The following is a 20,973-nucleotide window of genomic DNA, read 5'->3' on the forward strand; positions in this document are numbered from 1 at the left end:
AGCTAAAAAAGTGAAAGAGTACTTAGGGAAAATATAAAGAATTAGTTTTCAAAGAAACTAAAAACATTTCCACCGTAACGTTTATCATAACTATGATTTTCATGTTTTGATAAATCTGTATGTTTAGAATGTTCAACAATTAAAACCCCCTCTTCTCTAAGTAGTTTTTGAGTAAAAACTAAATCTACAATTTTTAAAAATTGTTCTGCGTCAAAATCATAAGGAGGATCTGCAAAAATTACATCAGCTTGCAAAGTGGTTTTTTCTAAAAATTTGTAAACATCACTTTTAAACGTGTTAATGGGTAAGTCTAACTCTTTTGAAGTTTCATTAATAAACTTTATACAACCAAAATGAGCATCGATTGCATAAATGTCTTTGGTTCCTCTTGAAGCAAATTCATAACTGATGTTTCCTGTACCGGAAAATAAATCTATTACAGAAATATTATCAAAATAATAGGTGTTATTTAAGATGTTAAACAACGATTCTTTGGCCATATCTGTTGTTGGACGAACAGGTAAGTTTTTAGGCGCTGTTAAACGTCTACTTTTGTGTTTTCCAGAAATTATTCTCATGAACCTAATAGTATAAAGTTAGAATGTTTAGATACTTTGAAATCATTAAAAAGGCTGTTTTTACTTTCTAAAAAAGAAACATTTCTAATGTATTGATAAGTTATTTTGTAAATTTCAGATGCTTCTTCAATATCACCAATAAATTGAAGTTTCAATTCTTCTGTATTTAATTGTAGCTGTTCTGCTGTAAATAAAATATAGTAGATAAAGTCTTCCTTTGTATGAAATGCAAAAGTATTTGATAGAATAAGTTTTTGATTTTTTAAAACAACAATGTCAAAGTTATTTTTAGAAACATTTACAAACATTGTTGTTGCTTCTGTATTTTTTATTTGTAATAATTTTTCAATTAAAATACTTAAATGATGCTTGTATTCGAATTCACCAAAGTTTTGAAATAAATAATTATTAATATTCACATAAGGTACATATACATTTTTTGCTTCAAGATTGTTTATATCATCAAAAGCAATTAAATCGGTAGCTAATGTTTTTATATTAAAGTTTAAATAATCACTTAAATTCTTTTCGCTAAAGTATTTATTGGGAACGAGTGTAGATAAATTATTTTGATGAATAACTAAAACGGAAGTAAATTCATGCTGTAAGCTTGTGTCATTCTTAAAAATGCTTTCTATTTTTTCTAATAACAACTCAGGATTATTCTGTGTTTCTTCAAATACATATTCAGAAAAAAAGAGATCTTTTTTAGAAGTTGCATTGGTAACGCAAAAAGAAAATCCATCCAAACTAAATTGGATGGATAATTCTATATCTTTTGTTTGCTGAAAAATGGTATTACTCTTTTTTCTTTGCACTATCTTTTTTATCATAAGAAGGAGGCCAATTACCACCTGTAGAAACTTCTTCTAAAGATCCAACAGAAACAAATTCACCTTTAATTTGGTCTGTTTCTATAGCTTCTAATTCTTGTTTTACAAGAGATTCATTCATTCCTGATAAAATATCTTTCTTAGGAGTCTTAGCAATAAACGTTGGTACTACTAAACCTTGTACCTTTTCTACTGTTCCTACTTCTAATTCAAATTCTTTTCCAGGAACTCCAGGAACTTTAAACATATTTTTGTAATCTCTGTGTTTAAAGTATTTTAAAACGGGTTCATAACCAATTGTATCAGTTACTCTTTTTTCAACATCTACAATAACTCCACCACCTCTATTTTCTTTTTCAACAATAGTTTTGGTTTCTGTTAAAGCTAATTGAGCAGAATCGATAAATTTAATTAAAACAGCTTTATCTTTAGTGTAGTTACCATTTACTTCGTAGTATTTTACTTCAGCATCTCTAATTATTTTTAAATTTTCTACAACACCCGCATATTTTTCAACTTTTTGTTTGTTAAAAATTATTGGTTCCATTATTCCGTCGTAAATCTTAATAACTAAAAATACAGTTAAACACAACAATAAGACAGAGGCAATCCATCTTAATTTTAAAGGCAAATATTTAACAACAATATAAGCTAAAAGTACAGCAACAATAACCGCTGCTAAAATCATTCCTAATAATCCCATTTGATATATTTTTTTTAATAGTCTTATCGCAAATCTACAATTTTTTTTTAATGATAAAAATTTTTATTCATAAATCAATGTATCTTTGATACTTTAATTTTTATATGATAAAAATACCTTCCGATTTTTACAAAGAACTTATTAAAAAGTTCCCTTATCAACAGACCTTAAAACAGAATCAATTATTAGACCTTTTAAGTAATTTTATTTTTACAGATGATAAAGATGCCTTGTTTTTATTAAAAGGTTATGCAGGTACCGGAAAAACAACAACCATAAGTACTTTTGTAAATAGTTTGGCAACAACAGGTAAGAAAGCAGTGTTATTAGCTCCAACAGGAAGAGCAGCTAAAGTTATAGCACTATATGCTAAAAGACCTGCTTTTACTATTCATAAAAAAATATATTTTCCAAAGAAGCAAACGAATGGTTCTGTAGACTTTGTTTTACAACCCAATAAGCACCGAGATACGGTCTTTATTGTAGATGAAGCATCTATGATTCCTGATAGTAGACAAAATCAAAAAATTTTTGAAACGGGTTCTTTGTTAGATGATTTAATTTCGTACGTATATTCTGGGCATAATTGTAAATTAATCTTTATTGGTGATACAGCGCAACTTCCACCAGTAAAACTTGATGTAAGCCCTGCATTAGAAAAAGATACTTTACATTATGATTATCATAAAAATGTTACAGAAATAGAATTGGACGAAGTTATGCGTCAGCATGAAAATTCAGGAATTCTTGTAAATGCAACTCAATTAAGGTTTTCAATGCAAAATAATGCAACTAATTATAAGTTTGATGTTGGTTTTCCAGACATTATTAGATTAGAAGATGGTTATGATATTGAAGATGCACTCGTTTCTGCTTACGATTCAGATGGAATAGAAGATACTGCTTTTATTGTTCGTTCTAACAAAAGAGCCAATCAATATAATGAGCAAATTCGATTAAAAATTCGCGGACAAGAAAATGAAATTTCATATGGAGATTATGTAATGATTGTAAAAAACAATTATTTCTGGTTAAAAGAATCCTCAGCTGCAGGTTTTATTGCAAATGGAGATATTTGCGAAGTGCAAAGAATATTTTCGATTAAAGAGTTATACGGATTTAAATTTGCCGAAGTAGAATTAAGAATGGTCGATTATCCAGAAATGCAACCTTTTGAAACCGTTTTATTGTTAGATACCTTAACAAGTGAGAGTCCTTCTTTAAGTTATGAAGAATCTAATAAATTATATCAAGCAGTAAAAGAAGATTATGCAGAAGAAAAATCGAAGTACAAACAATTTATGGCGATTAAAAAGAACAAGTATTTTAATTCTCTACAAGTTAAGTTTTCGTATGCAATGACTTGTCATAAGTCACAAGGAGGACAATGGAAAACTGTTTTTATAGAACAACCATATTTGCCAGATGGAGTTTCTAAAGAGTACTTTAGATGGCTATACACAGCAATAACTAGAGCTGAAAAAAAGTTGTATCTAATTGGTTTTAAAGATGAATTTTTTATTGATTAATGCAATAAATAATTAACTCCAATTGTGCCGTATTTATTCCCGTTGTACCTTAGTCCTTTAGATTTATTGGTGTGATAATGAAAGGCATATCCCAAGCTAAACCTATTTAGTGTAACTTGAAACCCAAGTTCTAAATGAAAAATAAGTGGAATTAATTCTTTAGTCACATCGCTATTTTTATTTAAAAAACTCCCTTGTAATGTGGCGTCATATTGAGAATATCTAAGTGTTGGTTTGATATAAATAAAGGATTCAGCTTCTCTCGTAAAGTTAGTTGTTTCGTTGTTTAAATTGTTATTGAATGCAATAGAATTTAAAATGCTTTGTAAAGGTTTAAATCCTATTCTTCCGTAAAATCCGGTAGAAATATTTGTATAAACGGTACCTATTTTTGCCGAATTAATCCAAGAAATATCAAAGTGATTAGACGCGTCTTTTGCTAAAAAAGTATTATAATCAGCATTAAAATTCAAAGCAAAAGCTCCTTTTATTTGATGTTTCCAACCTACAGCATCAACAAAACCATAAATATTATGAATGATACTTTGTAATTCCTTTGCAAAAGAATTTGGACCTATAAGACCAACTTGTAATGTTGTATTAAATGCTTTATAATTTTTATAAACTCTATTTATACCAAAACTAGCATACAAGTAACCTGCAAAAGGTCTATCGTGCTGTTCAATGCTTGTAACAACAGATTTGTAAGGAGAATACATTTCTTGACCAATTTGCCATTCTAAAATTCTCTTTTCTTGATTTTCTTTTTTTACTTTTGAAAGATATCTGTATTTTAAGAAAACGCCACTAGTATAATATCTATCCTTAGTTTTAGAAACATACAAATCATTATCGGTAATAAGGCTAATTTCTTTTGAGAATTTTTCTTGAGAAAAAGAATAAAGAGATATCAAAAAAAAATAAAAGAATAGACGATATTTCATAGTCTACAAATATAAATAACTTATTTAAAATAATCTTTTTTTAAGGAATTAATGAAAAAAAGTATTTATTTTAGAGCAGTAAATAAAACTACATGAATCTAGACAACAGACTCACATCCGAAGATTTTGAAAAAGCAAAAAATAATGAGGATTTATTAAAATTGATTAAAGAAAAAGATGTTTTTTATCAAAAAGTAAAAGACACTCATTTATATGATAAAGAATTAAGATTATTACAGATAGAGCTTGTTAAGCTTCAACATTGGATTTCTAAAAATAATAAAAGAGTAGCCGTTATTTTTGAAGGAAGGGATGCCGCAGGAAAAGGGGGGAATATTCGTAGGTTTATGGAGCATTTAAACCCTCGTTCTAGCAGGTTAGTTGCTCTAAATAAACCTACTGAAGTAGAAAAAGGACAGTGGTATTTTCAAAGATATATTAAAGAACTTCCAAATCCAGGAGAAATTGTTTTTTTTGATAGAAGTTGGTATAATAGAGCGGTAGTTGAGCCTGTAATGGGGTTTTGTTCAGAAAATCAATATAAAGATTTTTTAGTGCAGGTACCAGAATTTGAGCATATGATGTACGAAGATGGCGTTATTATTATAAAATTTTGGCTGTCTATTACAAAAGACGAGCAAATAAAACGTTTTGAAGATAGAAAAGAAAACCCATTAAAAAGATGGAAGTTTAGTCCAGTAGATCAAAGAGGACAAGAGCTTTGGGATAAATATACGTATTACAAAGATGAAATGTTTAGTAAAACACACACAACATATAGTCCTTGGATAATTATAAAAACAAATGATAAAAAAGTAGCTAGGTTAGAAGCGATGCGACATGTTTTATCTCATTTTGGTTATGATGGAAAGTCAGATGCATCTATCACTTTAAGTCCAGATCCAAATGTGGTTATGCGTTATTATAGATCAAATATTCATCAAATAGATTAATATGATTAAGAAATTATCTGAATTAGAATTAAAAAAACTCAATTCCAAAAAAGGACTATTAGCTTTATTGTCTAAAGAACCTTTAAATGCGGATAGAGCAATAAGATATGTAGACTATCAAAGAAAGTTAAAAAAGTTACAAGTAGAATTGATTCGAATGCAAACTTGGGCAATCAATAATAACGAGCGAGTTATTGTTGTATTTCAAGGAAGAGATGCTGCAGGAAAAGGCGGTGCTATTAGAAGGATAACAGAAAGGATTAATCCGCGTCATATGCGTATTGTTGCTTTGCCAAAACCAACAGAAGACGAGCAATCTCAATGGTATTTTCAAAGATACGTTGAACAGTTTCCGAAAGCAGGAGAAATGGTTTTTTTTGATAGAAGTTGGTACAATAGGGCAGTGGTAGAACCTGTAAATGGTTTTTGTACACCAAAAGAGTACGAAATATTTATGAATCAGGTAAATGATTTTGAACGAATGATTTTAGAATCTGGAATTCATTTGGTTAAAATTTATATGTCTATTTCTAAAAAAGAACAGGCGAAACGTTTTGCTGATATTAAAGGAGACCCATTAAAACAATGGAAAATGACTAAAGTAGATGAGAGAGCACAAGAACTTTGGGATCAATATACAGAGTACAAAAATGCAATGTTTAAAAAAACAAATACAGATATTTCTCCTTGGAAAATTATACAAGCAAATAGAAAAACAGAGGCTCGGGTAAATGTGATAAATCACATTTTAAATAGTATCCCTTATGATAAAAATTTAGAGATTTAGGAAATTAATTTACTAATCTCAGAAAAAATAAAAAACATTTCAGCAGCAACTTTTTTATTTATTTTTAGATAAATAGTTTCTTGTAAGTTTGTGCTGTCAGAATCTTTTGGGTCTACATAAGGTAAATGAAATCGATATGTGGCTTTTGGTACGAAAGGACAATTTTTATCGGCATCATTACAAGTAGTTATAGCGATATAAGATTCTGGGTTTTCTAAACAATCAAATCTTTTAGAATAGCCTAAAATGCTTTTATTAGTTCCATTAAATGAAATTAAATATTTAGGGTTTTGATGAGAAAAATCTACGAGCTGAAATGTAAAGCCTACTTTTTGTAATGTTTTTATAGTATTTCTATGAAAAGAAGTTATTTCTGTACCGCCTGAATATGCTTTGATATTTAAACCAAAAAAATTAGCCGCAAAAAAACTCCAAACTTGCCCTAGTTGACTTCTTCTGGAATTATGTGTACATATAAAATTTAGATGTACTGTTTTGTTTTTGGCATATTCTTTTGCAACTCCTTCAGCAATTCCTAGCAGTAAGTTTTTCCTGTCTTCATGAATTGTTACTTTTTTTATAGCATCCTTAAAAAAGTTTTCTGTAGAAACGGTAATAGTACTCTTCATGTTCTTATTTTTGCATTAAATATAAACTTTAAGTAAGTTTTTTAAATTAAAATAAAGTTAAGGATGTGTTTAGAAATTGGGAATAGAGTAGCTGTTTTAGATGATGTTTTAAAAGGAAAAGTAGTTTCTGTTAATGGAAATGATATTTCTATTGAAACGGAAGATGGTATGATTTTTAATTTTAACAAATCTGAATTGGTGAAAATTGATGTTGAACAACATGAGTTAACTAAATTTTCTGATATAAACAATCCGCTTTTTAGTGAAAAAATATCTCAAAATTCACCTAAAAAAAGTTTGTTTAAAAAAATTAAAAAGGAAGTTGTTTTAGAAGTTGATTTACATATCCAAAAGTTGACTAAATCTATAAGAAATTTAGATAATTTTGACATGCTAAATATTCAACTAGATACTGCAAAACAAAAAGTTGAGTTTGCTATAAATAAAAGAATTTCTAAGATAGTTTTTATTCATGGAGTAGGAGAAGGGGTTTTAAAATCAGAATTACACTATTTACTAAATAAATATCCTGTAAAATACTATGACGCCTCATATAAAAAATATGGTTTAGGAGCTACAGAAGTTTATATATACCAAAATCTTGTAGAATAAATTAAACGTATTTTTGTACTATGAATCCTATTTATTTAGACAACGCAGCAACAACAAAAATTGATGATCAAGTGATAGAAACCATGTATTCTTCTATGAAAGAGAATTATGGAAACCCTTCATCCACACATCAATTTGGAAGAAAAGCAAAATCTGCTGTAGAAACAGCTAGAATAAATATAGCTAAACAATTTAATGTTTCTGCAAGCGAAATTATTTTTACTGCTGGTGGTACAGAAGCAGATAATTTAATATTGCATAATGCAGTATTAAACCTCGAAGTTCAAAGAATTATTACTTCTAGAATAGAACATCATGCTGTCTTACATACTTGTAAATATTTAGAAAAAACATATGATATACGTGTAGATTATGTAAATGTTGATGAATTTGGAGTTGTAGATCTTATTCACTTAGAAGAGTTGTTATCAGATTATGATGATAAGACTTTAGTTAGTTTAATGTTTATCAATAATGAAATAGGTACTATTTTACCAGTAAAACAGATTTGTGATATTTGTAAGAAGTATGATACCTTATTCCATTCGGATACTGTACAAGCAATTGGTCATTACAAAATAGATTTACAAAATACCCCCATAGATTTTATGGTGGCTAGTGCTCATAAATTCCATGGACCAAAAGGTGTAGGTTTTGCATTTTTTAAAAAAGGATTTGGAATTAAACCAATGTTGCATGGTGGCGATCAGGAAAGAGGAGCAAGGTCTAGTACAGAAAATGTACATGCTATTTTAGGAATGGAAAAAGCTTTAGATATTGCAATTTCTAATTTAGAAAAGGATCAAAAACATATAAAAAATTTAAAAAGTTACTTTATTTCTGAATTAAAAAAAATATCGGAAAATATAAAATTTAATGGACTTTCTTCTGATTTAGAGAATAGTACTTATACTATTTTGAATGTACAATTTCCCGTTTTAAATGAGATGCTTTTATTTAGTCTAGATTTAGCTGGGATTTCAGTTTCTGGTGGTTCTGCTTGCCAAAGTGGGAGTAATAAAGGTTCTCATGTTTTATCGGAAATACTTTCTGGAGATGATGAAAAAAAAGCTTCTGTACGTTTTTCTTTTTCTAAATTTACTACAAAAGAAGAATTAGATTTGGCTATAAAAGTCTTGAGAAATAATATCTAAAAATATTTTAATAAAAAAAAAGAGCCATCAAAATTTTGATGGCTCTTTTTTATTGGAAAGTTAAAACTATTCAATTAAAACTTTCTTAATCATTTTACCTTTATCACTGTTTATTCTAACAATGTAGATTCCTGTAGGAAGGTGGTTTTTTATCTTTAACTCGTATGAATTCTTTTGTTCTTTAATATTCCAAAGACTTACTTTCTTTCCAAGAATGTTATACAATTGAACATTTTTGATAGTTACTTCTTCGTTTTTATAAATTACAATTAAGTCATTATCATTATCTGCATAAATATTTAAATATTTAAGTAAAACGTTATCCTCTATATTAAGAGCAGAACTTTCTTTAAAGGCTAGAACAAATCTATCTGTATACACTCCAGAATCTAAAGTTAATGTTGCTTTACCTTGCGTAATTTCATATGAATTTCCTGTTAATTTATCAGTAATATATACATAATCACTTACATTTTTCATTTCATCTACCATTAAAGTAACGTCACCAGAATATCCCATTATAATTTCTAAAGGAACTTCTAAATCATCTGAGATATTTTGTACTCCAGCAATTACATATTTTTTATCATCGGTTGGGAATTTCCAATATACGTCTGTAGAACCAATATCATAAATTTCAGAATCGTAACCCTTGTCATAATTAAATGAAGTGTAATCACTAAAAGAAATACCAATTTGTCTATGATATTTCTCACCATTTTCATCACCATTATAGTCCATTCCAATTTTAATAACGGGTAGGTCAAAAATACTATTGTTTTGAACAGCAGAACTTGTTTCAGATCTAAAAAAGACAGATTGATTTCCTTCTCTTATAAATTCTCTTTGACTATTGTTAAATTCAATTTTTCCACCAACTATCGGATCTCCTTGTACAAAAAATCCTTGACCAACAGGAATATATTCTTTAGGTTCTGTATAAGTATAACTTGTATTACCAATATTAGGTGCACAAATTAAATCTCCATCATCTTTTAATTTTAGATAATCAATTAGAATTTCGTCTGTATCTAAAGATTCAAAGCTAATGTCAGTTCCAGCCTCTACACACATTTTAATTTTAAAAATTTCAAAACCAGTTGTTAGAGGTAAATCAACTTCAGTTCTTGTTTGTGAATTTACTTTAATTTTAATTCTTTTATCAATAGCCGATTTATATCTAATTCTTAAGGTATCTACTCCATAAGTAATGTCCTCAAATTTTATTGATTGACTTGCATCATCTAGTTTTACGACATCTACATTAGTACTACCTTCAGAAACAGTTGTTGTAGTACCACCAGTAATGATTGCCGTTTCTGCTTGTATGTTAACGTCTACAGCGCCAGTGGCAGCTGCTTTTGCACTAACTCCAGTTGCAATCCCTCTGGTAGCATACCCACCAATGTATCCGTTGTAATTGTGACCACCTATAACATTAGCTTCTCCAACATGCTCCCAAAAATATAAAGTACCAGTTGTAAAGTCAATATTGTCCTCAATAAATTTTTTAACACTTAATGCAGAAGGGTAAGGGTTTCCGATTAAATATGACTCATCTGGGCCAATATCATTTACGGTATTAAACTCTCCATCGTTAGGAGAACCTAAGAAAGCATAGTTTTGAGGTCTTCCTGGTCCTTTGAAGATGAAACCGTCACCACGGTTTATAGCCCCATCTTTATATTTATGTAGCCAATTAGATCTTCCATTGCTACTTGGTGCATACGTGTAAATCCAATAATCTGCTAATGTTATACCAGTATTATTATAATATCCATCATAGCCATTAATAAATGTAATATCTCTAGCAAAAGACCCAACCCCTATAGCTCCCCAATAACTAACTACTGAATTTGTACCATCTTTTAACACATTTTCTATGGTATACGTTGTTTGTCCAATAGTATTTACAGGAGAACCCATATAGTTGTATCTATATTTACTTGGTACTGTAGAATTTTGTTCTATAACCAAACGACCCGAACCACTAACTTTACTTGAATTAGTATGTGTCTGTATAAATTGTGAAGTACCTGCCACAATAATGTCTCCATCTAAAATAACTTCATTGGTTACTATTAGAGGTTCATTTGTAATTCTTATTAATTTCCCTGAGTTTACTTTTAATTTTCTAGCACTTAAGCTTACGTTTGGATCTACTAAATTTTGATCAATTACCACATAACGAGATCTATCAGGATATCCATTTAGCCAAGTACTACTTCTTCTAGTTGTAAGGTTTACTCTATGCAAACCTAATAATGTATTAGAATCTGCATTAGCACCTGTAATTTCAGAAATTAAAGGATCGTGAGGATGTCTTTCAGGACCACCATCTCCTTTAAGTTTATAAGGATCTAAAGCATCATCTACAAATACCACCCAGTCACTCTCTGTATAAGTTGGATTTGGTAATAATGTTTCATCTATTCTTACATAAGATGTTTTATCTGCAAAAGCTTCAATAATATCGTATTTGTTTGCCCAAGAATTATCATCATTATCTGGTGATAATGTAATGATATCATCTGCTCCTTCAAAGTCTGTTAAAGCATCGTTTTCTTCAACATCTATAGCTACTCCTATCGATATGTTGTTATTAGAGTTTTTAATTAATACAGATTCACCTGCTGCTAAAGCAGAAGTAATCGTATATGCAACAGTTGGAATTGTATTTGGAGCAGCATCTAAATCGGTACTACTTTTGTCTTTATACAATTGAATTTGAATGCTATTGGCAGCAATACTATTTGTGTTGCTAATGTTTGTGATTTCGATCCATCTTTCATCTCCAAACTGATATACTTGTGTAATCATAGGAGTTCCGTCTGTGGTTGTATCTCTATAATCTACATCACCAATAGTAAGTACATCTCCATCAGAATCTGTAAAGTTGTCTGTTTGTGTATTATCATACTCACCATTAATATCTGTATATCCTTGGTCTGTATCACCACTTTCTATATCATCAACTAAACCATTACTCCCAACAGTCCCAGTAACCATTCCTGCTAATTTTGCTAGATTACTACCAGATTCAATTATATCAGATATGCCATCTCCATCTGAGTCTAAATCTAAATAATCTGGTATCGAATCGTCTCCAGAATTGGTGTTTGCAGGGATAAGACCTATTGAACCAGTACCATCTGCATTGCCATTTGGTGTTGTGTCATAAGCATCATCTAAACCATCATTGTCTGCATCATTTCCAGAAGGTTCTATATAGCCTCTTGTAGATTGTGCTTCTATATTATCTGGAATCCCATCATTATCTGAGTCTAGGTCTAAATGATTTGGAATCCCATCGTTATCATTGTCAAAATTACAATCAGAAGATGTTGATAAAATAGAAAATGGAATATTTTGTTGATATAAAGTAGAACTTGAGTATTGTACTTTTAATGAATGTGCTCCTATGTTTTCGAAGAATAATACTTTAATTTCGTGTAAACCAGCATTTAGTGCCGAGGTACCTGTTATATAAGCCCCTGCACCGTGTAATCCATCGTTATTTACAACTTCGATACCATCGATATATAGTTTAGAACCATCATCTGAATTTAAATAAAAGGTATAAGTGTCTGCCGTAGCTATATTGATATAGCCAGAATATCTAATACTATATGTCACATTATCTGCTGGTGTAACAATATTTTGAACGTCTGTTACTTCAAAGTTATCTATAGTACCAGTACCAGCGGCCCCTGTTGTGGGTATATTGTCTACAGAATTTCCGCTAGGTGTACCATCATAAAACTCATAATTCAGTTTTCCATAACAATTAGGGAGTTCTTCTGTATCTAAAATACCATCATTATCATCATCTATATCTGTAGCATCTGGGATACCATCATTGTCATTGTCTGTAAAAATAAAATGGTCATTTCTCCAATCGACTTCTGTTCCACCCCCATTGTTTGGGAATTCTCCAAAAGGAGTGTTATCGAAACTACCGTTTACATCTGTGTAATTATCTCCGTTATCGTAATTATTATCTAAACCATTTACACCAGAAGTACCACTTAAAGATAAGTTTGCTTCCTCTCTATCTAAAGCACCATCGTTATCAGAGTCTGTATCTAAATAATCTTTGTTGTCTATTCCGTCTGTATTTACGGGTGTTAAACCACTTGTATAATTGGTATATACTCCGTTGCCATTTATAGTACCGCTTGGAGCAACATAACCAGAGGTGCTTTGTGCTTCTATATTGTCTGGGATTCCATCACCGTCTGAATCTAAATCTAAGTAGTTGGGTAGTCCGTCTCCATCGGTATCTAAAAACTCATCAGCACATGGGCCTGGGAATTCTTGCACTTCTACGTAGTCGATATATAGAGAGCCTGCTATACTTACACCATTACGTTCCATCGTAATTCTTATATACTTGGCTACATTATTTAAAGTATAGGTACTTATTTCTTCTGAACTACTTTTTGTAATAGTTTTTGAATTGGTAAAAGTAGAACCATCTAATGACTGTTCAACGATTAAATCTATTGAAGAAAATAACCCAAGATTTGTTACATAAGATTCAATATTAATATTAGTTCCTGAAGGAACATTGTAAGAAGAGTTTAATTCTAAAATTAAATAATCACTTTCATTATTTAAAGAAGCTCTTTCGTTGTTCGACGAATAAATATTACCGCTGTCACTTATACTATTTTGTGATGCTATTGCACTTACCGGAGCCGCAGGAATTGTTATACAACCTTTTTCAGTAAAATCTAAAATACCGTCGTTATCGTTGTCTAAATCCGTTATATTTGGTACGCCATCATTATCGGTGTCTAAAGCATTACAAGTATTTACAGCATTATTTATATAATTTGAATGAGGAGCACTATAAGCAGCACTTATAACTTTTCCATCATTATCTACGGTAGGAGTACCCGTACCATAAAAACCGTTTTGATCTACATCTGCATTGGCTATTGAACCAGAATAGGCTTCGTTTGCATCACTACAACCATCATTATCACTGTCTGAATCTAAATAATCTGGTGTACCATCTGCATCTGTATCTCTACAAATGATTCCTTTAACTGTTATAGAGGTTGTTATTAGTTCAGCTAAAATATTACGACCTCCACCACTTACATTTATATCATCTACAATTAAGAAAAATGAAGGGGTTGGGGTATCTGGGGTAAAAGTTGCTCCATAACCAAATTGTATGGTATCATCACTATTATTATAAATAACTTCGGAAACTGCCCCTTGTGCTACAAAGTTAGTAAAATCGAAACTATCTAATTCTGCTTGTGTTGTTGTATTATTTCCTGGAATTAGTGTAGCTCCTGCAGGATTGGTTGTGATTTGTGCAGACCCTAAGGTATTTGTACCAGAAGTTAAATTAGACCATTTTCCTGGGATATTCATTGCAATAGCATCTAAAGCAGTAGAATTGTCCATATTCCCAATTTCACCAAAATTAATAGAAATTACTTTAAAAGGAATTCCTGTAGCAGAGAATGCAGAAATTTTTAGTTTTGGTTGGTCATTAACGTCACTTGATCCTATTTCAAAAGCAATATTTCCAGTAGTGGTGTTGGTTATTATGGTTCCATCAAAAGGGCCGTTATTTGTAATTTCATTATTGCTTCCTGCCTTACCTGCAGCTTCTAAAATAACTTGGTTTCCGTTTGCATCTTCGTAGACTAATTTTCCACCAGCATTTATATCTCCGGCAACACTTAAAGCGGAATTTAATGTAAAACCATTTGATGTAGTAGTAACACAACCTTCATCAGAATTTAAAATACCGTCGTTGTCTGCATCTAAATCATCACTATCAGTAACACCATCGTTGTCAGCATCTGTAGGAAAGTTTGTAATGTTTAAAGTAGCAGAATTAAAAGCACCCGTATCTCCACCGGCTTGATCTGCAATATTTAAAGTCCAGATTCCTACTGGATTTTCACCATTAAAAGCACTTAAGGCTTCTTCTGGAATTCTTATCACATTAGCATTATGATTATCAACATCATCTGTGATGCTAATTGATGCATTGTCATCAAATAAAACATTTAGATTATCTAAACCACCACCTTCGTTAGAAATTAATTCAATAGTTGTACCACTTGGAGATGATAATGTGATGTTTAAATCTCCTCTCCAGCTATGTGTAATATCTATCAAAATGGTTACTTTAGATATTTCTCCATTATTTGTTATTGTAAACTTTTTATCAATATCGCTATTGTCATTAATAGATGTTATTATTGAATTGGTGTCTGATTCTGTAGTTTGCCCTTGTATGGCTAGAGAAAAAGAAAAAAATACTACGAAGAAGAATAGGGGGAACTTCAGGGTTTTTATGGTATTGATTTTCATTTTTTTTAACGATTTATTATCTAAAATAATTTCTTTTTTTATGTTACGAATACAAAATACATTTTCAATGTAATTTTTTGATATACAATTTACTAAACTATGACACACTATTATGTAAAAAGTCACTTCTTATCTGTAATTGAGTGCTTTATTTCGGAACAATTTAACGTGAGTTACATCAATTAGTGAATGGCAGTTTTCTCTTATTAATGATTATAAGTGGCTACATAAAAGTGTAAATACCTAACTTACTAATTGTTTTTGTGCCTTAACTTAGTTGTGAACAAACTGTAATTCTGGCCTAAATTTTTGTAGTCTCTTAGAGACTTTCCCCATTTTTAGTTGTATCGTTATGTATTGAAGTTTTTTTTCTAAGTGGTGTTTTTGATGTGAAGAAATCTCAAAAAAAGAATGTAGAAAAAAGATGTTTTTTATACTCAAATTGTTAGTAGGTGTGTGTTTAACTTCCTTAAAATTAAATAACTGAAAAAAAAACATTTTCATAAGTATCGTATTTTTTAACAGGGGAATACGCTGCAAATTTAAGTTTTAATTCGTTATCAACAAAAAATTATTTTATATATCAACAAAATGATGTTTAAAATAGTCACATTTTTAAAAAAAAATGTACTCAAAAATGAAAACAAAAAAAAGGTAGTAATTTAAAATTACTACCTTTAAAATGGAATGTATTTGGTTGTTTAAAAACTAAAAACCTGTACCAGGAGCTTCAGGTGAAGATGCCTGTGCCTTTTGTGGGTTTAAAATCATATAGGTTCCTAAGGCCGTTAAGGCTGCGTATTTACCATAATTACCAATTTTTTTTAATGCTTCTTTACGAGTAATATCTGTGTCTTTTATATTTTTTTTCATGATTTGTGTCGTTTTTTAGTGATTATTCTAAAATAATTTTTTTAGTTAAATTTCCTGTTTCAGTTTGCAGTTTTACAATGTAAATTCCTGTTGCTAACTTTGGTAAAGAAATATCTTTTACCCCGTTGGCACTAAAAGAGTTGTTAACGACTTGTTTTCCTAACACATTAAATAAAGAAACTGTTGCTTTTCCTTGTGGTAAGCCATTTATTCTTATTGTAGAGGTATTTGTTTTAAAAATACTTACTGTATTTAAAGTATTGTTGTTTACTTTTAAAACACTTGGTGTTGTATGAATATAAAATCTACCAATTCCGTTTAAAGCATTGTTTAAAGTAATGGTGTAATGGCTATCTGTTTCATCTAAACGTGTAAATGTATTGGTAGCTCTATCTTCTAAAAATACTTTTATATCCGATGGTAAATTAAATGCTTCTGCAGTAAAGGTAATTTCTTTTCCTGCTGCTGCTTTTACTCCTACAGGAATAATCATTGTTTCTAAATCTGCGTTTGGTAAAGATTGAACCCCTAATTTTTTACCGGTTCCATTGGAAACGGCTTCAGTATAAATAGCAAAAGAATGAGAAACTCCTCCAAAAATAGAGCTATCATAACCATTATCAAAACCAGTTGTAGTACCATCAATATAAAAAATATCTGCATTTTTGGTATTAGTTCCATCAGATACAATCAATTGTATTTCAGTTCTTGTATTTGCACTTCTTTGAAAAGTATCTGTACCTTGATGAGATTGCATAGCTTCTGTAATACTAAGTGTATTGTTACCATTAGAACTTACAAAAAATCCTTGTCCTGGAGCAATTTGAAAACTAGCATTATTGGTAGTGTGATTTACTATATCGTAAGAATTATTGCCTTCATTCCATAACCAAATTGTAGATTCTGTTAAGAAATCATTATCAGTATCATTTATTTTTAAAACATTGTTTGTACCATTTGCGTTGTTATTAGCTGCAATAAAAGAAGGATAAGGATTACCGACTAAATTGAAACCATTTGTATCAGTAGTAATTGGAATAGTAACATCATTAATAGGCATAGTTCCAGTAAATGAAATATCATCAGGGTTAGCTAAACTTACAGAGTAACCTTGTCCGTTTGCAAAAGTATCTCCACCTGCATAACCATCTTGATAATAATTCCAAGCAGAACCGTCATTAATATATTTAGCAATACCTCTATTATCTGTATTAATTGTACCAGTAGCTAAAGTATGAGCTCCCATAAAATCTGTAACAGTTTCACCGGTTACAGGAGATGAAATTAAATACCAATTATTTGTACCTAAACTTCTTTCATAAGTTAAAGTTCCTGTAAAAGCATCTTGTGCGATTAAAGTTGCTCCAGATTCAATATAACCATAATTAACTGTTGTTGAGTTTAATGCAGTTGGGTAATTGCTTAATCCTGATGGAATTCTAACGTTTGCAGTTGCTGAGTTTGGCACTGAATTTGAACTCCAGTTTGCTGCTGTTTCCCAATCAGAGCTAGTACTACCATTCCAAACATTAGCGTAAACGTATTCTGTTGTTGGTTTCCAAAAAATATCTTGATTAGAGTCACCATCCCAATTATCAGCAACATATATAGAATAACCTGAGATATCTGAATTATTGATTGTAACAGTTTTTGTAAATGAAGTTGCTGTATTATTTGTTCTTTCTATAGTAACTTCCAATTTAGTTGGAGAAACTAAAGTAAAAGTAAAAACAAATTCATTTATTGTACCAGTTTCAGAACCATAAATAGTAGAAGGGTTTACAGTTGCTCCATTTGAAACAATTTCCCAAGGGGTATATGCTCCTCCATTACCATTTAAATTTACTTGAACGGCATAATTATTTATTCGATCTTCCCACGTTGCAGTGGCAGTAGGTGAAGATAATAATGAAATTCCTATTTGACCATAAGCTCGATAAGCAGCAAGTGAAATTTTGAAAGTATCACCAACTTCCATGGTTGTTGCATTACCTGTTGTAGTTCCATCATCTGTAAAGTTTCTCCAAGCTATAGCTTGTTTAGCATCAAAATTTGCCCACATCCCAAGTTCATCTACACCGTTATCATATTTACCTCCTCCACTTCCAAAATGAGTGTGATAATTAGCTTCTCTTTGCGGGTAGTTAACTGTAGTTTGTGCAATACTAAGTGTGCTGAAAAGCATTGTAGTTAATAAAGTAACTAAATAATGTTTTTTCATAATTTTTGTTTTAGTTAGTTAATAATTAATTTTTTGGTAATTGTTTTGTTAGAGGCCTCTTTTATTCTTACAAAATACATTCCGGTATTTAAATCTGATACTAAGAACTTGTTGTTTTTAATGTTTTTTACTGTGTATTTTTTTACTAGTTTTCCTGTAATATCAAAAACATCAACCGCAGTTGCTTCCTTAGAAATTGCAAAATGTGTTGATGTTGGATTAGGAAATATGTTGGTAATTGTATTGTTTTCTAAAGTAATGTCTTCATTAGAAAGTGTTGCAGGTTGGTTGGCATACACTTTAAATTCTCCTGGTGCTAATGTAATAGGAGCCGTAGTATCTGTAACCGTTATGCTAGCATTGTTTTCTAATAAATTATACCATGTTCCTGTTTGTTGAAAATAAGGGGCAATACTTTGTGTGGTAACACCAAAATTTCCAATAATTACAATGTTTTGTATTTCTGCTGCAGAAGGGTCTGTAAGATGAATTTTGTTTAATCCGTTAGCGTTTCCTACATCTAAGGTAAAATCTGTTGCTTCAAAAATTTCGTATTTTAATTTTAATGTAATTAATTTAGCCCAAGTGTTGTATAGGTCTTTTCTTGCTTGTACATCAAAATAGTTCCATAAAATAGGTTTGTTACCTGTTCTGCCGTTTTGTTCTATAGAAATGTCATATCCTAATTCTCCAAATTGCCAAATCATTTTAGGTCCCGGAACGGTAAAGAAAAAGGCAGCAGCAAGTTCTTCTCTATCTAAAGCAGTATCTAAATTTTTAATATTGTAACTTCCATTAGAATTTCCAAAAGTTAGGTTTTTATACATTAAGCGTTCTTCGTCATGGCTTTCCATATAACTTACGTTTGCTGGTACAGACCAACCTCTGTTTTTGTATGAAATCCAAGAAAAGTCAGCATCGTTACCAAAACCCATGGTTGCTTGGTTGTAGTTGTTGTTATGATTCCCCCAAACCATAATTCCTTTACCTTCACCTAATCTATAGTTTACCCACTGTGTTTCTTCGTTATTTGTACCTAAATGTTCAAAAATAATAAAGAAATTAGGATCTTTTTCCCATTGATAATCAGCATATTCTTTTAAAATATCTACTCTATCTTGTTGATAAGAATTTGTACAAGTATCGTTATTAGTACAATTTTGGGTAAAACCTTTTGTTAAATCCCATCTAAATCCATCAATTTTATATTCATCAATCCAATATTGAGAAACTCTTTTTACATAATCTTTTACAGCTTGTTTGCTATGGTTAAAATCGTTGAAAACACTGTAAGAGTGTGTTGCTGTTTGATTAAAGAATGGGCTGTCTGCACTTGCTTGTCCTTCATAACCACCATTATCTGTGTTATACATTCTGTAATAAGGATTTTGCCCTGTTGCGTGGTTAAAAGCAACGTCTATAATTACGGCAATGCCTCTGCTGTGGCACTCGTCTATAAACTGTTTAAAAGCTGTTGTATTACCATAATACTTGTCTAATGCCATATGAAAAGAAGGATTGTATCCCCAAGATTCATTGCCATCAAATTCCATAACAGGCATAAATTCTATGGCATTTATACCAAGATCTTCAAGGTAATCTAGTCTTGCTTTTACAGCATCATAAGTATGAAGTGCATCAAAGTCTCTAATTAAAATTTCATAAACCACTAAATCGGTTTTTTTAGGTTTTTGAAAATTTGTTGTTTGCCAATTGTAAGGCGTATCTCCTGTTCTTAATAAAGTTACAGCGTGGTTTGTGAAGCCTGTTGGATAGCTTGGTAAATTTGGATATGTAGTAGTGTTTATATATTGATCGTTATATTCTGTTAAAACAACTGTAGAGTATGGATCTGCCACTCTTAATGTACCGTTAATTAAGTATTGGTATGTGTGGTCTGTTTGTGGTGTTAACCCAGTAAGTTCAATCCAAAAACGATCTTGTGTACTGTCTTTTTTTAGTAAATAATTATTATCAACGGTCCAGTTATTAAAATCACCAATAACATGAACAAAATCTTTCATTGGAGCATAAAATACTAAAGTTGCTCTTGTATTGTCTAATACATTAAAGTTAATTCCGTCTTTCATTCCTGTAGGGACAGCAGCTTCTGTAACGGTTGGTGTAACAATGACGTTAAAAGTTACGCTTTTTGTTTCTCCGTTATTAACGGCTTCTAAAACATAAGTAGTGTTTTCTGTAACGTTAGGAGAGAAGGAGTAAGACGTAGCACCTGTTTGTTGATTTACAATTGTTCCATTAGCTTTTAAAGTAAAGTCTCCTAGTAATGTAGTAGTTGCTGAAATAGGTAAAACATCTCCAGCATTTAAAATAGTTGTTTGGTCTGTAGGTGAATTTAATGTAAGTTGAAAACTCCCCACATTAAAGAAAAAATCTACACAACCATTGTCTTTCATTTCTTGGGCACCTGTTTCATTTCTAAAAACCATTCCCATTTTAGTAACAGTTGCCGCTTGTGCATCTGTTAAATTGTAGTAGGTTTTAGGAACAAAAGTAATTTCCCATTTGTTATTAGAAGAGTTAAAGGTCATTTCTCCAACGCCATCATCCGTTCCCCAGTTACCAACAACACTTGTTCCCCATGCATTTGTTTCATCTCCAACACCAGAGTGCATATACACTTTTGTTGGATTGTTAAATCCATTACAATCTGTTGCAGTACTTGTAGCATCTACACTAATGGTTATAGATTCTGTTACTTCGAAAGGGGTAGGGGAAATAGTAACTTGACTAAAACCTAAAGAAGTAAAAAGTAAAAAAAGAAGAGTAATTTTTTTCATAAAAGATAAGA

14 protein-coding genes are annotated in these 20,973 nt (G+C 30.7%); 5 read left to right on the forward strand and 9 right to left on the reverse strand.

Annotated features, from left to right (window positions below):
• Positions 1 to 41: 41 nt before the first annotated feature.
• Genes MC378_RS03375 through MC378_RS03385 form a run of 3 tightly spaced genes read right to left on the reverse strand, consistent with a single transcriptional unit; the run spans position 42 to position 2,114 of the window.
• On the reverse strand, positions 42 to 578 hold the full coding sequence (locus MC378_RS03375; protein ID WP_242177312.1) for an RsmD family RNA methyltransferase: 537 nt from the start codon (positions 576 to 578) through the stop codon (positions 42 to 44).
• Positions 575 to 1,411, reverse strand: a complete 837-nt coding sequence (locus MC378_RS03380; protein ID WP_242177313.1) for a DUF3822 family protein — start codon at positions 1,409 to 1,411, stop codon at positions 575 to 577. The genes MC378_RS03375 and MC378_RS03380 overlap by 4 nt, the downstream gene beginning before the upstream one ends.
• Entirely contained in the window at positions 1,377 to 2,114 is a 738-nt protein-coding gene (locus MC378_RS03385; RefSeq protein ID WP_242177314.1) for a TMEM165/GDT1 family protein, read from the reverse strand. The genes MC378_RS03380 and MC378_RS03385 overlap by 35 nt, the downstream gene beginning before the upstream one ends.
• A 104-nt stretch (positions 2,115 to 2,218) precedes the next feature.
• On the opposite strand from MC378_RS03385, the gene MC378_RS03390 reads away from it, so the two are divergent.
• Complete coding sequence (locus tag MC378_RS03390) at positions 2,219 to 3,643, forward strand: ATP-dependent DNA helicase (RefSeq protein WP_242177315.1); 1,425 nt, start codon at positions 2,219 to 2,221, stop codon at positions 3,641 to 3,643.
• On the opposite strand, the gene MC378_RS03395 is transcribed toward MC378_RS03390, so the two are convergent.
• The gene (locus tag MC378_RS03395) at positions 3,640 to 4,587 is read right to left on the reverse strand and encodes a lipid A deacylase LpxR family protein (RefSeq protein ID WP_242177316.1); all 948 of its coding nucleotides are present in this window, start codon (positions 4,585 to 4,587) and stop codon (positions 3,640 to 3,642) included. The genes MC378_RS03390 and MC378_RS03395 overlap by 4 nt on opposite strands.
• A 92-nt stretch (positions 4,588 to 4,679) precedes the next feature.
• Between MC378_RS03395 and ppk2 (MC378_RS03400) the strand changes: the two genes are divergently transcribed.
• Both ppk2 (MC378_RS03400) and ppk2 (MC378_RS03405) read left to right on the forward strand, forming a co-directional pair.
• Positions 4,680 to 5,540: a polyphosphate kinase 2 gene (gene ppk2, locus MC378_RS03400; protein ID WP_242177317.1), complete on the forward strand. Its 861-nt coding sequence runs from the start codon at positions 4,680 to 4,682 to the stop codon at positions 5,538 to 5,540.
• Position 5,541: 1 nt separating this feature from the next.
• Positions 5,542 to 6,327 carry a polyphosphate kinase 2 gene (ppk2, locus tag MC378_RS03405; RefSeq protein WP_242177318.1) on the forward strand — a complete coding sequence of 262 codons (786 nt, stop codon included), beginning with the start codon at positions 5,542 to 5,544 and terminating at the stop codon, positions 6,325 to 6,327.
• On the opposite strand, the gene MC378_RS03410 is transcribed toward ppk2 (MC378_RS03405), so the two are convergent.
• Positions 6,324 to 6,956, reverse strand: coding sequence for a low molecular weight phosphatase family protein (locus MC378_RS03410; RefSeq protein ID WP_242177319.1), 633 nt, complete (start codon positions 6,954 to 6,956; stop codon positions 6,324 to 6,326). The two genes, ppk2 (MC378_RS03405) and MC378_RS03410, sit on opposite strands and share 4 nt — an antisense overlap.
• A gap of 63 nt (positions 6,957 to 7,019) precedes the next feature.
• Here MC378_RS03410 and MC378_RS03415 point away from each other — a divergent pair, with 63 nt between their 5' ends.
• On the forward strand, positions 7,020 to 7,568 hold the full coding sequence (locus MC378_RS03415) for a Smr/MutS family protein (RefSeq protein WP_242177320.1): 549 nt from the start codon (positions 7,020 to 7,022) through the stop codon (positions 7,566 to 7,568).
• Between the two features lie 20 nt (positions 7,569 to 7,588).
• Positions 7,589 to 8,722: a cysteine desulfurase family protein gene (locus tag MC378_RS03420; RefSeq protein WP_242177321.1), complete on the forward strand. Its 1,134-nt coding sequence runs from the start codon at positions 7,589 to 7,591 to the stop codon at positions 8,720 to 8,722.
• 66 nt (positions 8,723 to 8,788) lie between these two features.
• Here the strand turns inward: MC378_RS03420 and MC378_RS03425 are convergent, their stop codons facing one another.
• From MC378_RS03425 to MC378_RS03440, 4 genes are all read right to left on the reverse strand, one after another.
• Positions 8,789 to 15,067, reverse strand: a complete 6,279-nt coding sequence (locus MC378_RS03425; RefSeq protein WP_242177322.1) for a proprotein convertase P-domain-containing protein — start codon at positions 15,065 to 15,067, stop codon at positions 8,789 to 8,791.
• 708 nt (positions 15,068 to 15,775) lie between these two features.
• A complete protein-coding gene (locus tag MC378_RS03430) occupies positions 15,776 to 15,940 on the reverse strand; it encodes a hypothetical protein (protein WP_242177323.1) in 165 nt (54 codons plus the stop codon).
• 22 nt (positions 15,941 to 15,962) lie between these two features.
• Positions 15,963 to 18,161, reverse strand: a complete 2,199-nt coding sequence (locus tag MC378_RS03435) for a T9SS type A sorting domain-containing protein (RefSeq protein WP_242177324.1) — start codon at positions 18,159 to 18,161, stop codon at positions 15,963 to 15,965.
• 14 nt (positions 18,162 to 18,175) lie between these two features.
• The gene (locus MC378_RS03440; RefSeq protein ID WP_242177325.1) at positions 18,176 to 20,962 is read right to left on the reverse strand and encodes an alpha-amylase family glycosyl hydrolase; all 2,787 of its coding nucleotides are present in this window, start codon (positions 20,960 to 20,962) and stop codon (positions 18,176 to 18,178) included.
• Positions 20,963 to 20,973: the final 11 nt, after the last annotated feature.

It is taken from the genome of Polaribacter marinus, from assembly GCF_022662535.1.
In the GTDB taxonomy this organism is placed as follows: Bacteria; Bacteroidota; Bacteroidia; order Flavobacteriales; family Flavobacteriaceae; genus Polaribacter; species Polaribacter marinus.

Coding starts and splice junctions, on each gene's coding strand:
- MC378_RS03375 (WP_242177312.1), bottom strand. CDS start 578: ATGAGAATAATTTCTGGAAAACACAAAAGTAGACGTTTAACAGCGCCT.
- MC378_RS03380 (WP_242177313.1), bottom strand. CDS start 1,411: ATGATAAAAAAGATAGTGCAAAGAAAAAAGAGTAATACCATTTTTCAG.
- MC378_RS03385 (WP_242177314.1), bottom strand. CDS start 2,114: ATGGGATTATTAGGAATGATTTTAGCAGCGGTTATTGTTGCTGTACTT.
- MC378_RS03390 (WP_242177315.1), top strand. CDS start 2,219: ATGATAAAAATACCTTCCGATTTTTACAAAGAACTTATTAAAAAGTTC.
- MC378_RS03395 (WP_242177316.1), bottom strand. CDS start 4,587: ATGAAATATCGTCTATTCTTTTATTTTTTTTTGATATCTCTTTATTCT.
- ppk2 (WP_242177317.1), top strand. CDS start 4,680: ATGAATCTAGACAACAGACTCACATCCGAAGATTTTGAAAAAGCAAAA.
- ppk2 (WP_242177318.1), top strand. CDS start 5,542: ATGATTAAGAAATTATCTGAATTAGAATTAAAAAAACTCAATTCCAAA.
- MC378_RS03410 (WP_242177319.1), bottom strand. CDS start 6,956: ATGAAGAGTACTATTACCGTTTCTACAGAAAACTTTTTTAAGGATGCT.
- MC378_RS03415 (WP_242177320.1), top strand. CDS start 7,020: ATGTGTTTAGAAATTGGGAATAGAGTAGCTGTTTTAGATGATGTTTTA.
- MC378_RS03420 (WP_242177321.1), top strand. CDS start 7,589: ATGAATCCTATTTATTTAGACAACGCAGCAACAACAAAAATTGATGAT.
- MC378_RS03425 (WP_242177322.1), bottom strand. CDS start 15,067: ATGAAAATCAATACCATAAAAACCCTGAAGTTCCCCCTATTCTTCTTC.
- MC378_RS03430 (WP_242177323.1), bottom strand. CDS start 15,940: ATGAAAAAAAATATAAAAGACACAGATATTACTCGTAAAGAAGCATTA.
- MC378_RS03435 (WP_242177324.1), bottom strand. CDS start 18,161: ATGAAAAAACATTATTTAGTTACTTTATTAACTACAATGCTTTTCAGC.
- MC378_RS03440 (WP_242177325.1), bottom strand. CDS start 20,962: ATGAAAAAAATTACTCTTCTTTTTTTACTTTTTACTTCTTTAGGTTTT.